We start from the raw sequence: 13,296 nt of genomic DNA, 5'->3' as shown, positions 1-13,296 counted from the left end.
AGTCATTTAAGGCTTTCCATCAACTTTTTGCAACTGTGCTACTCTGGGGTCAATAATTTTTTGACCTAAACTAGCAAATTTAATCGCCACAGATATTTTATTTCCTGAACCGAAAACGTGAGTTATTTCGCCAATTCCAAAGGTTTTGTGTAGGACTTGATCCCCAACTTGCCAATTGTGAGATCCTTCTTGTTTTTCGTTATTTGTTGCAGCATTCCTAGGATAATTTTGCCGAACTTTACTTTGACTAGTTAATAATTCTGGGGGTAATTCGTCCAGAAATTGCGATCGCAGTGCGGGTTCTCGTGAACCATATAAACGGCGTTCACGGGCGAAGGATAAATGTAACCGTTCTTGGGCGCGGGTAATTCCTACATAACACAAGCGGCGTTCTTCTTCTAAGGATGCGGGATCATTCATTGAACGATAGTTAGGAAATAACCCTTGTTCTAACCCTACTAAAAATACTACGGGAAACTCCAATCCTTTAGAAGCGTGTAGAGTCATCAAAGAAACAGCTGTTTGTCCTTCTTTTAAATTATCCAAATCAGAACTTAAGGCGGTACTTTGCAAAAAGGCTGTTAAGGAAACATCCTCATTTTCTTCTTGAAATTGCAAAACGGCGTTATAAAGTTCCTGGACGTTTTGAATTCTGTCTTCTGCTTCATCTGTACCTTGACTGTGCAAGTCTTGGACATAACCAGATTCTTCTAACAAACCCATAACAATTTCCGAGACTGGAACCGTTGCGACTTGTTCTTGATAACGGCCAATCATTTGTCCAAAATTATTCACCGCTTTTGCTGAACGCCCAGCTAATGTATTAACAGATGTTTCATCGCTGAGAATTTCCCATAAGCTGACACCTAATTGCTGGGAGGCGTTAATTAAGTTATCAATGGTGGCTTTACCGATTCCCCGTCGGGGAGTATTAATCACCCGCAATAAACTCACTGTATCAGCAGGGTTAGCGATCGCTCTGAGATAAGCTATCACATCTTTAATTTCTTTGCGGTCATAAAATTTCATTCCGCCCACAACTGTGTAAGGAATTTGATTCCTCACCAACAATTCTTCAAAGGGGCGAGATTGGGCGTTAGTGCGATACAAAATTGCAAAACTACCCCAATTTAATTCGGGATGTTGATGTTCTAAGGTACGAATTTGCCGAATCACAAAATCTGCTTCCGCCAGTTCATCATCAGCTTTGTGACAATGAATTTGTTCACCACTTCCCCGCGTTGGTTTTAGGACTTTATCAATTCGTTGGGTGTTATTTTCAATTAATTCATTGGCAGCCTGTAAAATATTTTCACAAGAGCGATAGTTTTCTTCTAACTTCACCATTGTGCGGGTATCTTCATCCGGTAAACCATCGCCGAAATCATTTTGAAATTCCAGCAGAATGGTAAAGTCTGCCATGCGGAAACTATAAATTGATTGGTCAGCATCGCCTACGACAAAGACTGAGCGATTTTGCCAATTCCATTCACTTTTTCTATCTTCTCCATTAGTTACTAACAACCGAATCAAATCATATTGCGTGCGGTTGGTATCTTGATATTCATCAACTAAAATATGACAGAATTTGCGATGCCAATAACCTAAGACTTGCTCGTTTTGTTGAAATAATTTGGTAGGGACAAGAATTAAATCATCAAAATCTAGGGCGTTATTTTCTGCTAGTTTATCTTGATAGGAACTGTAGACTTGAGCAATTACTCGTCCGCGATAATTTGGCTGTTCTTTTTCAAAGTCTTGGGGTGATAAACCTTGGTTTTTGGCGTTACTGATGGCGTAGCGAACAGAACGCGGCTCAAACTTTTTATCGTCGAGGTTTAATTGTTTGGTGACGATTTCTTTAACTAAAGATTGGGCATCTGATTCGTCAAAAATCGAAAAATTTCGATTCCATTTGCGCCCTTTTTCATCTTGATATTTCTCAATATCAAAGCGCAAAATCCTTGAAAATAAACTGTGGAAAGTACCGCACCACAAATCTTTGATGGTTGTGCGGTAAACTTGCGATCGCAGTTTTGTTTGTTCGTGTTCTGGTAATAAATCAAATTTTGTCCCGTGTTGCGTCATCGCCAATTGTTCCGCAAACAGCTTTTGAATGCGTTCCTTCATTTCTCGTGCAGCTTTGTTGGTGAAAGTCACCGCCAAGATATTTTCAGGATTCACACGGTGTTTGAGAATCAAGTTAGCGATACGATAAGTCAAAGCGCGGGTTTTCCCGGAACCAGCGCCAGCCACAACTAACAACGGGCCACAATAGTGTTCTACGGCTTGACGTTGGCTAGGGTTGAGGTGACTGAGAAAGTCAATAGTTGTAGTCATGGCTTGTGAGGTGTGCGGGTTTGTCGCTGCTAGTCATAAGGTATTTTAGCAGCGTCACCTGTCAAGTTTTTATTTGGGGCGATCGCACAAATATCAAGCCAGAGTATTTTTATGCAGCAAAATGACTCTTTGCATCGTACCAAGCATTTACATCGTCAACAATCTGTCTAATTCCATTCTCATCTAGAGAATGCCATTGTAGAGATACTTGGTTAGAGTCAGCAATAACATGATTTAGCCATTTGTAATATCCTTTGTCATCCTCCATCGTAAACAAGAATAAAAATAGCGGAAACGGCACATTATGAAGATATTCAGTTGTTTTTTGGGTAATAGATAGTGAAAAATCTTTTAAATTTCTGATAGCTGTGTCTTGTGCTTTAACTTCCACACCAAAAACTCTTCCAGTCGGCAGGTTATCTCGTAGTATCGTTACAAGAATATCAAAGCCATAATCAGCCGACTTCATCCTTTCAATCACTAAATCGTTGCGACGAGTCAGGTACATAACTGCAAGATATTCGGCGCGTTCTGCAATAAAATTTTGTAGATTCTGCTTCATTACTTCCTCCATTTCGGATCGCAAAAAATTGATCGGAAGGTTGCGTGGTGAGGAGAAGTCCAGTATGCTTTCACCTCATCCCATAGTAATGCCAATACATCGGGGTTGAGGGGATAATCTGTACACAAACTGGAAAACCCTGTGGTACTTTCGCCGTTACCTGACAAAATATAACCCTGCTCTGCTTGCTCATCAATACCAATAACATAAGTAGGCGCAGGATAGGCTGCAAGACGCTTCATATCGCTGTCATTAACTTTGACTCTTAATCGGCGATCGCTTTGAGTGTAACCTTGGGATGTTGACTTTACTTGCACAAAAAAGAAAGGTATCAAAGACTCATCATGAAAGAGTTCTACGTAAAAATCGATTGCTCGCTTTTTTTCTCCTAAAAATCGCGGATGCTCAAATAAATAACCACGACTAGGATGTTTACGTGTGATGAGAACTCGAAAAATTGATTCGCCACGTTCTCCGATAACTTCTCTTGTATCCACTACACTAAATACCCCTCTAATCTCCTCAGTATAAGTCTGCCCGCAGATGAAACACCCCGACTATCTACCACTTGTATTAAGCTTTCGTGATTAACATTGGCTTACTTACTTGTCAATGAGTACATATTGCATATACTGAACAGTATAGTTAATATAAATTTTTGTATAGCGAGGACTAGGAATGTACATAGTACAGATTGCCTCGGAATGCGCTCCTGTAATCAAAGCAGGCGGTTTAGGGGATGTTGTTTACGGACTGAGTAGGGAATTAGAAGGCAGGGGCAATTGCGTTGAGATTATTCTGCCCATGTATGATTGTATGCGCTACGACCATATTTGGGGTCTGCATGATGCCTACAAAGACTTGTGGGTACCCTGGTATGGCGCAGCAATTCACTGTTCTGTATATTGCGGATGGGTGCATGGTAGGCTGTGCTTCTTTATTCAACCCCACTCCGAAGACAATTTCTTTAATCGCGGCTGTTATTACGGTTGTGATGATGACAATATGCGCTTTGCCTTCTTTAGCAAAGCCGCTTTAGAATTTTTAAATCAAAGTAACAAGCGTCCTGATATTATCCATTGTCACGACTGGCAAACAGGCTTAATTCCTGTTTTGCTGGCTGAGATTTACAAATACAATGGTATGGAATATCAGCGAGCTTGCTACACCATCCATAACTTTAAGCATCAGGGAATAGGCGGTGTTCAAACTCTCTGGGCGACAGGGTTAAATCGAGAAGATTACTATTTCCAATACGATAAGCTGCGTGACAACTTTAACCCCTTTGCCTTGAATTATATGAAAGGGGGTATTGTTTACGCCAATGCAGTCACCACAGTTTCACCCAACCACGCAGAAGAAGCGAGATTTACAGAAGTGGGTTGTGGTTTAGGTCATACACTGCATTTAAATCAAGATAAATTCTCTGGGGTACTTAACGGTATAGATTACGATTTTTGGAATCCTGAAATTGACCGTTACATCCCCAATAACTATACCTACGAAGATTTTGAACAAAAAATATATAACAAAAAAGCTTTACGCGAAAGGCTCTTGCTTGATGCAGCCGATAAACCAATCATTGCTTATATTGGTCGGTTAGATAATCAAAAAGGTGTGCATTTAGTACATCACGCGATTTATCATGCACTCAATAAAGGCGCACAATTTGTATTACTGGGTTCAGCCACAGAATCAGGAATCAATGCTCATTTCCGTCATGAAAAAGCATTTTTAAATAGTCACCCCGATGTGCATTTAGAATTGGGCTTTAATGAAGAATTATCCCATCTCATCTATGCAGGGGCAGATATGATTGTGGTTCCCAGCAATTACGAACCATGCGGTTTAACTCAGATGATTGGTTTAAAATATGGTACAGTGCCAATTGTGCGTGGTGTTGGTGGGTTAGTCAATACGGTATTTGATAGGGATTACGACCAAAATCTACCACCAGAAAAACGCAATGGTTATGTATTTTATCAAACAGATAATTACGCCCTAGAATCGGCAATGAATCGGGCAATTGATTTGTGGTATCAGTCACCTGATGAGTTCCGCCAATTAGCGATTCAAGGGATGAAATATGATTACTCATGGAACATTCCAGGAGCCGACTACTTAAAGATTTACGAATGGATTAGACATCGTTGGTAAGTCAGCATAAACAGATTTATCTTGGTTTAATTTAATACAATTTTCATCCTAAAAGGTGCGGTTTGCTATGGCGATCGCACCTTTACTAATTTATACATACCTACATATAAATTGATAAATATTTGTTGCTGATTTTGTGGATTTTCTAGAAATTTCAAACTTGTCTTGTTAACAATTTTTTATATAACGTGAAATGTCAAAGTTACTCTTGAGCTAATTGGATCTCTTAGGATAGATGTCAGAATTTAAACACAAGCTATAAATCAAAATATCAGGTTTGATTCATATTTTGAGAGGTAACTATGCTCCACCATATTTCCATTGCTGTCAAAAATCCTCAGCACGTAGCTAATGTTATGGCAGAAATTATGCACGGTCGAGTGGCACCATTTTCACCTAATCCCGGTGGGTATATGATGTTCGTGGGGGATGAGTTTGGTACTGGAATTGAATTTTATCCCTTGGGTAGTGAAATTATCCCTGATGTATGGCAAGGACAAGCAGGATTTCAAATAAATGAACATCCTGCAAATTACACGTCAGTTCATGCAGCAATTTCTGTTCCCGTCAGCATAGAAGAAATTGAGCGTATTGGCGCACAGGAAGGTTGGCGAGTGCTTGCTTGTAGCCGTAATGGTGTGTTTGATGTGGTGGAATTTTGGATTGAAAATCGTTTGATGTTGGAACTCCTGACACCGGAGATGGCTGCGAAGTATCTGGAAGTAACCAGTCCGCAAAAATTAGAACAGCTGGCTAATTCAGTGGCGGGTGTGAATGTGGGTGGATAAGGGAGACAAGGGAGATGGGTATTACGCTAAAAGATTGTAGCGGCTAATATCTGGTGCAGCAGCTAATAAACCTTCTAGTTTGCCTAATGCTGCTTGGATATGAGGTGTATTTAAATGAGTTTCCAATGCTTCCGCAGAAGTCCATTCTTCAACAAATGTGAAATCTGTTGGGTCAGACTGGTTTTGCAGAAGTTCGTAACTAATTACACCTGCTTCTTGTCTGGTCGGTGCGATTACACTGAGTAGTAAAGCTTTGAGTTCTTCTACTTTATTTGGTAAGGCAATAAAACGAGCCACAACACGCAGATTTTGATTAGACATTTTGTACCTCAGTTAATAGTTAATAGTCATTTACAGCACTTTTGTTAAGTAGTGAGTCATAAGTAAATTTCGGACTCATTACTCATTACTTTTTTCAATCAGTTGCTGTACCTCATAAACATCGAATCTGCTGTATTAATTGTTATTGTCTCCCTCAAGTCCCAGTTGTCTTACAGCTACCATATAACGGAAGATGTAGTCTATCAACTCTATGTAGTTACGGGCTGTTTGCCAAGAAGATGCCCAGACAGTGATACCGTGGTCACGGATGAGTAAGGCGGGAATTTTGGGTGAATTAATTGTAAAGCGATCGCTAATCTCCGCCACAATCTGGGAAACTTGGAGGTGATTGGTAAAAATTGGTACTGTACAACTGGGGTTTTCTTCCCACACTCCCAAGCCTTTGAGCATTTCTAAAGGTGGTAGAAGTAAACTATCTCCCACTACAAAACGCGCCACTAAGTTGGACTCGATGGAATGGATATGATAGCAGGCATGGGCTTCAGGAAACAGGTGATAAATTAATTGGTGAATACCAGTTTCCGCCGAAGGTTTGAAATGCGGTGCGGCTGTCTCAATTTTGCCATCTGGATAAACACGGACAAAATCACTGTGTGAAAGTTCGCCTTTAGACACACCACTAGCGGTAATCCAAAAACTGCGATCGCTCAATAATACCGAAAGATTTCCGGCTGTGCCTACCATCCAACCTTGCTGGTAAAAGTGACGGGCTGTTGTTATTAATTCTGTACGAGGATCAATCACAGTTTCCACAATTGCTGTAGATACGCCTGAATATCTGAGAAATTATTCCAGGGAATATAAGGTTTTTGATGTTGGTCTAAGTAATATGCTAGGCGATCGCGGGCAAATACAATCGAAGCTTGTAAGCCCATATTCAAATCTGTGAGGGAGTCACCTATGGCAATTGTCTCATCAGCCGGATATTTTGCCATGACTTGCACCTTGGCGACTAATTCTGTACCGCCTTCATAATCAGAGTTGACTTGGAAGTAAGCACCAGTCGTATCTAGATCAACGGCGTGAATTGCTGTTACTCTTGGGGCTATCTCACCTAAAACTATTTCTACCATTCCCCGCAGTCCACCAGACACCACAACCAAAGGGACATTTTGGGAATCTAGAAAATCTAGCAGTTCGATAAATCCTTGACGGATGGGTTGCGATCGCGTAAATTCTAAAACTTTTCCATACTCTGAAGATGGAATTGATTCTAAAATTTTCTTGACTCCCTCCCGCAGTGTTACCCTTTGAGCATACATTTCTGGTAGAAATTTTCCAGCCACTTCCGGCGCAAACTTTTTTAGCACCGCCACAAAGGTTTCCTCTACAGTGATTGTCCCATCAAAATCGCAAAAAACAATCCGCTTCACAGTTTCATCCTGTTAGATTAATTTGATTTTTCCGAGAAAACTCTTTTCCCCTATCCCTGGTTGGTGAGCGTACTTGTACTGAGCGCAGCCGAAGTAGCCGAACCAATGCTCCCTGCCTACACAGTGATAATTTTTAATCGGAAGTCCCTTACCCTTGTTAAGCAACAGCTTGATGGGTGCGAATCTCTTTACCTGTATACTGAGGAACCCAGCCTGCTGTATCGATAAAATAACGCACAGCTTTGACTCGTCGCGCAGAGGTGAGATAAAACCAGTGTTCGGTTCCGGCTGGTACGTTGATATATTCTTGTGGTTGTACTGTGAGTTCTACTTGGCTATCATCAGGACGCACGAAGCCAAAAACGGCTTCACCATCAATCACGTAGCGTACCTCATCATCAGCGTGGGTATGAATTTGGGAAAATTTTGCCAGAAATCCATCCAAGTCGGGAATTGCTGGATGCAACACAATTAAATCACGGGATTGATAACCTGCTGTTTGTTGTAGCTTTTCAAAATAATGATCTAGAAATTCCAGGACTTGGTTTTTTTGGTCTTCGTTGAGGCTATCTTGGTTTAATAGATGATGTAACTCTGAATTTTCTCCCACAGACCAGCGATTGAGTTGAATGTTTAACGGTGCGAGTTCTTGGGCAATGTGATTGATATCTGTGAGAATTTTGCCATCTTCTAATTTTAAAATCGCCATAGCTCATCCCATTTTGAATTTTAAAAATTTAACTAGTCAAGTTTTTAGCAATTAAACCCAGTAAAAATACTAACCTCTAACCCCTTTCTCATCAACTTCGGCATTTAACCAATTAAGAAACCCTGCATTCACCATTGTGGGTGAAATCTCTGCAACAAAGTTAGTGTAGCTGATGTGCTGGCGGATTAACTTTTCAATTTCTGCACCATAACCATCTTGAGTTTTCACTATCAGTACTACTTCTGGTTCTTCAGTAATTTCCCCTTCCCAGCTATAAGCGCAGGTAATCGGAAACCAATTCACGCAAACTGCTAACTTATGTTCGAGTAATGAGCGTCCAATTTGTCGCGCTTCATCTGTATTATTCAATGTGACGTAGTAGAGCTTCATTGAACATTCCCATTAAATTTTAGAACTGAGTAAGAGATTTATCTCAATTAAATTTGAACTAAATGAGCGCATAAATCAACTACGGCAACATTTTCTGATTTTTTACGTCAGCTACCAAATACTTGTGATTAAATCCTTAATTGTATGTTTTCATCCTGTCTTCTATCTAAAGTAGTAAATTATTTCTATAAATTTATACATATTTCCAGAGCTAAATTTTCAACCAGGAAGTTCATAAGTTTATGACTTATGACCGATTAATAAATATTAATTTTTCAGTAGAAATATTTAAGTAGCATCACCAAGAAATAGAAATTTTGTGTATGAAGATACAAAAATTTATGATACTGTATGTTAATTTTATAAAGTCAAGCAGATATCAATGTCCTGACTTGATGATTGTTTTTTAGCAATTATTAAAAATAAATTAATTCATCAGTATACCTGTCCGAAAAAGATTGCTAAATTTTCCAATATTATGTACGTAAGTACAACATAATTGGAATCACAATCACATACAGAAATCCGGTTTATTTTCCGAATCTATTTGTTTAGTCAGAGAGTAGGGAATAGCTAAGAACCACTGTGTTGCGGAAGTTTCTTCCGTTTTAGCAGGTGGGCATTGGGAAGTAGGAAAGAAGCCTTTTGTGGGTGTACTGATGTGTTCTCAAATTAAATATGAGTCTTATATAAATCAAATTAATGACTCAACATTAATACTAAAACAAGCATAAATTTAATTACAAATCAAGATATTAGTAGGTGGTATTTTTAATAGTCTTGACAGCTAAATTAGACAATTAATTGCTCAAGAAAACTCGCCATGAATGCACTACCGATTACAAAACTTGCTGTCCCCGATAGATTTTGGTATACAGGAGTGAGGAAAAAAGTCTTAATTGACTTTGGTAGCGATCGCCCAAAAATTCTTCATCAAGTAGGACAGAGTTCAGGCTTTGAAGCAACTGCCAGCTACACCGACCCAATAACAGGTAAACTTCGGTTATACAGTGATGGTCAATTCATTTTCCACGGACAAACTCATGAAATATTAGATAACGGAGTTTGGGGTGCAAAAAGTTGGTCGGCGACACAAGCAGTAGCAATTGTACCTGCGCCTGGTAGTCATCCTGACAGATTTTACATCTTTACCAATAACAACCAAGAGATATATTACTCGATTGCGGATTTATCTCAAGGTATGAATGGTTCAGTAATTTTACTGAACCGGAAATTGACAGGTAAACAAGATAACCCTGGGGAAGCATTGGGTGTTGTACCCCATAGCAATGGCGAAGCTTTTTGGCTGATAATTTTTAATGGCAGAACAGAGGTGCGTGCCTACCTAGTAGATAAAAATGGCATCAATAGTAAATATGTAGCTTCACCAATTGATTTTCCCGAAAATCGGTTGAATCCCTTAGTTGGTAAAAAAGTTCATAAAGGTTCGATTATTTTCAGTCCCAATTGGCAGAAAGTTGCTTTGGGTGTGGCAGGGTTAGGAATTGCGATCGCCAAAGTTGACCGGACTACAGGTACAATTAGCCACAGCGATTTTTTAATTCGCGGTTCGGCTGGTTATTCTTGCGCCTTCTCCCCTGATAGTACAAAGTTGTATTACTCTAGAGGTGATTGGGAGTTTGGACAGTGGAAACACCAGACTTTAGAAGGTTGGAACGCCACACCACATCAAATCGACTTAGTGACTGAGATTGAAACCGAAATTGATATTTTACCTATTGGCGATACAACTGGCTATTCCGGGCCGAGGTTAGCACCTGACGGCAAAATCTATTGGACAGGACAAGGCAAATCTTCTCTAGCGGTAGTCGAAAACCCCAACGCGCCAGGACACGCCCTCAGATTTAACCCTGATGGCTTACCCTTGGGAAATGGGATATTTGCTAGTTGGAACTTACCAACACAGACGTTTAGTTTTTGTCGGGAGTAGGGAGTGGTTCGGCTACTTCGGCTGCGCTCAGTACAAGTACGCTCACCAACCGGGAGTAGGGAGTAGGGAGTAGGGAGTAGGGAGTAGGGAGTAGGGAGAGAATCTTTTACTCAGCACTCATAACTCAGCACTCATAACTCAGCACTCAGCACTCAGCACTCAGCACTCAGCACTCATAACTCAGCACTCAGCACTCAGCACTCATTACTCACCTACATACGTCCCTAAAGCACGGGCGCTGTGTATCAAATAACTGCCGGGGTCTACGGGTGATGGGCTTTTAGCGACTACATCAGCAATGGGGACAGAGACGACTTGGCCATTTTGCCAAGCTACCATCCGGTCGTATTTTTCTTGAGCAATTAAATCTACAGCAGCTTTGCCAAAGACTGTAGCTGTGAGTCTGTCTAAGGCAGAAGGAATTCCACCGCGTTGAATATGTCCTAAAACTGAAACTCGTGTATCTACTTCATGGTTAGTACATTGAGCGATTTGGTCTGCAATGTATTGTCCCATACCACATTTTAATGATGGGGATTTGCTATTGAGTTCTAAACTGCAACTGTTACCAAAATCGGCTACGCAGGGTGAAATACCTTCCGCAACAACAACAATGGCAAATTTCCGCCGCCAAGTATTTCGCAGTTCGTCAATATGTTGACATAAACCGGGAATTGTGTATGTTAATTCGGGGATTAATATGACATCTGCGCCGCCGGCAATACCGGAATGTAAAGCTAAATGTCCGGCGTTGCGCCCCATCACTTCGACAATCATGACGCGATCATGGCTGGCGGCGGTAAATGTGAGACGATTGAGAGCATCAACAATTGTATTGACAGCAGTATCAAATCCGATCGCTCTTTCTGTTAAAGCAACGTCATTGTCTATGGTTTTGGGAATCGTAATTAAATTCCAATTGCCAAGAATAGCTAGTTGATGGATGATATTCATACTGCCATCACCACCAATAGCAATTAAAGCATCTAATTTTAACTCGGCATAACCAGCAATCATCTCACTAGCACGGGCTAGGGTATCACCTTTATTGATTGTGCCGAGAATAGTACCGCCCATATTCAACAGGGGATCAATACCGCGCAAATCCCAACCGTGAACACTGAGTGCGATCGCTTGTCGCTCTAATAAACCTTGTGTAGCGTAAGGAATACCAACAACTTCCCAATCGTATGTGAGTGTGGCATGACTCACAACTGCACGAATCACACAATTCAAACCCGGACAGTCGCCACCACTAGTAAGAATACCAATACGTTTTTTCATAAAAGTAGGGAGTAGTGAGTAGGGGATAAATGAAGATTTAGGGAGTAGAGAGTGGAAAGTAGGGAATAAATTCTTCAATAGCAACAACACCTAAGAATGTCAGGGATTCATAAGGTTTATGAGTGTATCAGGACTTACGCGCAAGCGGCACCACAGAGGCGCAGAGTTCACGGAGAAATGAGAGTTTGAGAGATATTTTGCGTAAGTCCTATTTATATCAGTTCTTCACCCCACTCCCCACTCCCAACTCCCAACTCCCGGCTTTAGCCATGATAATAAGATGGTTCATAAATCCGCCCCCATTCAGGTTTATAAGTCCGCAAGGCCTTCATATATTGGGCGCGTTCAAAGGCGCTGGGATTTGGGCAATTTTTCTGACTCATGCTACCTTGCAACTGTCGGACTGATTCGTATTCGTGTTTTTCCATCCATTGGCGCATTTCCTCCTCGATGCAACGGATGTGATTAATACCTTGACGCAGCAGTACAGAACACAACATAGTAATATTTGCGCCAACCATTAGCATTTTTAAGACATCGTGAGCGTTATGAATACCACTAGTTGCGGCTAAGTCGGCATGGATGCGATCGTAGAGAATAGCAATCCAACGCAGAGGTAAGCGGATATCGTGGGGAGTGCTTAACAATACGTTTGGTTCGACTTCCAAGGTTTCGAGGTTGATATCTGGTTGATAAAAGCGGTTGAACAATACCAAAGCATCGGCCCCAGCATGATCTAAACGCTGGGCGAAATTGGCCATATTGGTAAAATAGGGACTCAGCTTGACTGCAACGGGAACATTCACAGAGGCTTTGACGTTACGCACCATATTGACGTAACTTTCCTCGATATCTTCCCCTGGAAGTTCCGTGTCAGTTTGGACGTAGTAAGTATTTAATTCTAGTGCGGAAATACCTGCTTGTTCTAAAAGCCTAGCGTAGTCAGTCCAGCCATCTAAAGAAGAACCATTCAAACTGCCAATAATCGGGATATCGACTTTTTCCTTAGCTTTGTGAATTAGTTCTAAATACTCGTCTGGGCCGATGCGAAATCTTTCTGGTTCAGGAAAATAAGTGAGAGATTCGGCAAAACTTTCTGTCCCATAAGTTAAGTGATGGTGCAGTTCGTAGCTTTCTAAGATTAACTGTTCTTCAAACAGTGAGTGCATTACCACTGCACCAGCACCAGCATCTTCCATCCGTTGAATGTTATCAACATTTTCTGTTAGGGGAGACGATGAGGGGACAAGGGGCGATCGCAGTTGCAACCCCATGTATGTTGTAGTTATATCCATATTATTTAAGGGGTTAGAGGTTAGAGGCTAGAGGCTAGTAGTCTGCCAAGGAAACTTTGCGTTGTGGTCAGCAGAGGAGCAGAGGGGCAGAGGGGCAGTGGGGAA

The 13,296-nt window shown here is 41.0% G+C and carries 13 protein-coding genes; 3 read left to right on the top strand and 10 right to left on the bottom strand.

Going from position 1 to position 13,296, the window contains the following annotated elements; genetic code table 11:
• Positions 1–6: 6 nt before the first annotated feature.
• The 3 genes from pcrA to H6G79_RS13865 form a co-directional block, all read right to left on the bottom strand.
• Positions 7–2,340 carry a DNA helicase PcrA gene (gene pcrA / locus H6G79_RS13875; protein WP_190589477.1) on the bottom strand — a complete coding sequence of 778 codons (2,334 nt, stop codon included), beginning with the start codon at positions 2,338–2,340 and terminating at the stop codon, positions 7–9.
• 109 nt (positions 2,341–2,449) lie between these two features.
• Complete coding sequence (locus H6G79_RS13870) at positions 2,450–2,902, bottom strand: DUF4365 domain-containing protein (RefSeq protein ID WP_190589476.1); 453 nt, start codon at positions 2,900–2,902, stop codon at positions 2,450–2,452.
• Positions 2,902–3,399, bottom strand: a complete 498-nt coding sequence (locus H6G79_RS13865; protein WP_190589475.1) for a DUF4365 domain-containing protein — start codon at positions 3,397–3,399, stop codon at positions 2,902–2,904. The genes H6G79_RS13870 and H6G79_RS13865 overlap by 1 nt, the downstream gene beginning before the upstream one ends.
• A gap of 181 nt (positions 3,400–3,580) precedes the next feature.
• Here H6G79_RS13865 and glgA point away from each other — a divergent pair, with 181 nt between their 5' ends.
• Positions 3,581–5,059, top strand: coding sequence for a glycogen synthase GlgA (gene glgA / locus H6G79_RS13860; protein WP_190589474.1), 1,479 nt, complete (start codon positions 3,581–3,583; stop codon positions 5,057–5,059).
• Between the two features lie 302 nt (positions 5,060–5,361).
• Complete coding sequence (locus H6G79_RS13855; protein WP_190589473.1) at positions 5,362–5,847, top strand: hypothetical protein; 486 nt, start codon at positions 5,362–5,364, stop codon at positions 5,845–5,847.
• Between the two features lie 21 nt (positions 5,848–5,868).
• On the opposite strand, the gene H6G79_RS13850 is transcribed toward H6G79_RS13855, so the two are convergent.
• The 5 genes from H6G79_RS13850 to cutA form a co-directional block, all read right to left on the bottom strand.
• The gene (locus tag H6G79_RS13850; protein WP_190589472.1) at positions 5,869–6,168 is read right to left on the bottom strand and encodes a putative quinol monooxygenase; all 300 of its coding nucleotides are present in this window, start codon (positions 6,166–6,168) and stop codon (positions 5,869–5,871) included.
• A 135-nt stretch (positions 6,169–6,303) separates the two neighbouring features.
• The gene (gene mtnB, locus H6G79_RS13845; protein ID WP_190589471.1) at positions 6,304–6,942 is read right to left on the bottom strand and encodes a methylthioribulose 1-phosphate dehydratase; all 639 of its coding nucleotides are present in this window, start codon (positions 6,940–6,942) and stop codon (positions 6,304–6,306) included.
• Positions 6,930–7,562, bottom strand: coding sequence for an HAD-IB family phosphatase (locus H6G79_RS13840; protein ID WP_190589470.1), 633 nt, complete (start codon positions 7,560–7,562; stop codon positions 6,930–6,932). Before H6G79_RS13840 ends, mtnB begins: the two co-directional genes overlap by 13 nt.
• A 157-nt stretch (positions 7,563–7,719) precedes the next feature.
• Entirely contained in the window at positions 7,720–8,271 is a 552-nt protein-coding gene (locus H6G79_RS13835; protein WP_190589469.1) for an acireductone dioxygenase, read from the bottom strand.
• Between the two features lie 69 nt (positions 8,272–8,340).
• Complete coding sequence (cutA, locus tag H6G79_RS13830) at positions 8,341–8,661, bottom strand: divalent-cation tolerance protein CutA (RefSeq protein WP_190589468.1); 321 nt, start codon at positions 8,659–8,661, stop codon at positions 8,341–8,343.
• Positions 8,662–9,484: 823 nt separating this feature from the next.
• Here cutA and H6G79_RS13825 point away from each other — a divergent pair.
• Positions 9,485–10,612 carry a hypothetical protein gene (locus H6G79_RS13825; protein ID WP_190589467.1) on the top strand — a complete coding sequence of 376 codons (1,128 nt, stop codon included), beginning with the start codon at positions 9,485–9,487 and terminating at the stop codon, positions 10,610–10,612.
• A gap of 204 nt (positions 10,613–10,816) precedes the next feature.
• Here H6G79_RS13825 and H6G79_RS13820 read toward each other — a convergent pair whose 3' ends face one another.
• The gene (locus H6G79_RS13820; RefSeq protein WP_190589466.1) at positions 10,817–11,896 is read right to left on the bottom strand and encodes an ATP-dependent 6-phosphofructokinase; all 1,080 of its coding nucleotides are present in this window, start codon (positions 11,894–11,896) and stop codon (positions 10,817–10,819) included.
• Positions 11,897–12,159: 263 nt separating this feature from the next.
• Positions 12,160–13,191, bottom strand: coding sequence for a dihydroorotate dehydrogenase-like protein (locus tag H6G79_RS13815; RefSeq protein ID WP_190589465.1), 1,032 nt, complete (start codon positions 13,189–13,191; stop codon positions 12,160–12,162).
• Positions 13,192–13,296 lie beyond the last annotated feature (105 nt).

Source organism: Anabaena sp. FACHB-83 (genome assembly GCF_014697485.1).
Classification (GTDB): Bacteria; Cyanobacteriota; Cyanobacteriia; order Cyanobacteriales; family Nostocaceae; genus Nostoc_B.
Note: the sequence above shows the minus strand (reverse complement) of the source record. Positions and strands in the feature narration are given on the sequence as shown.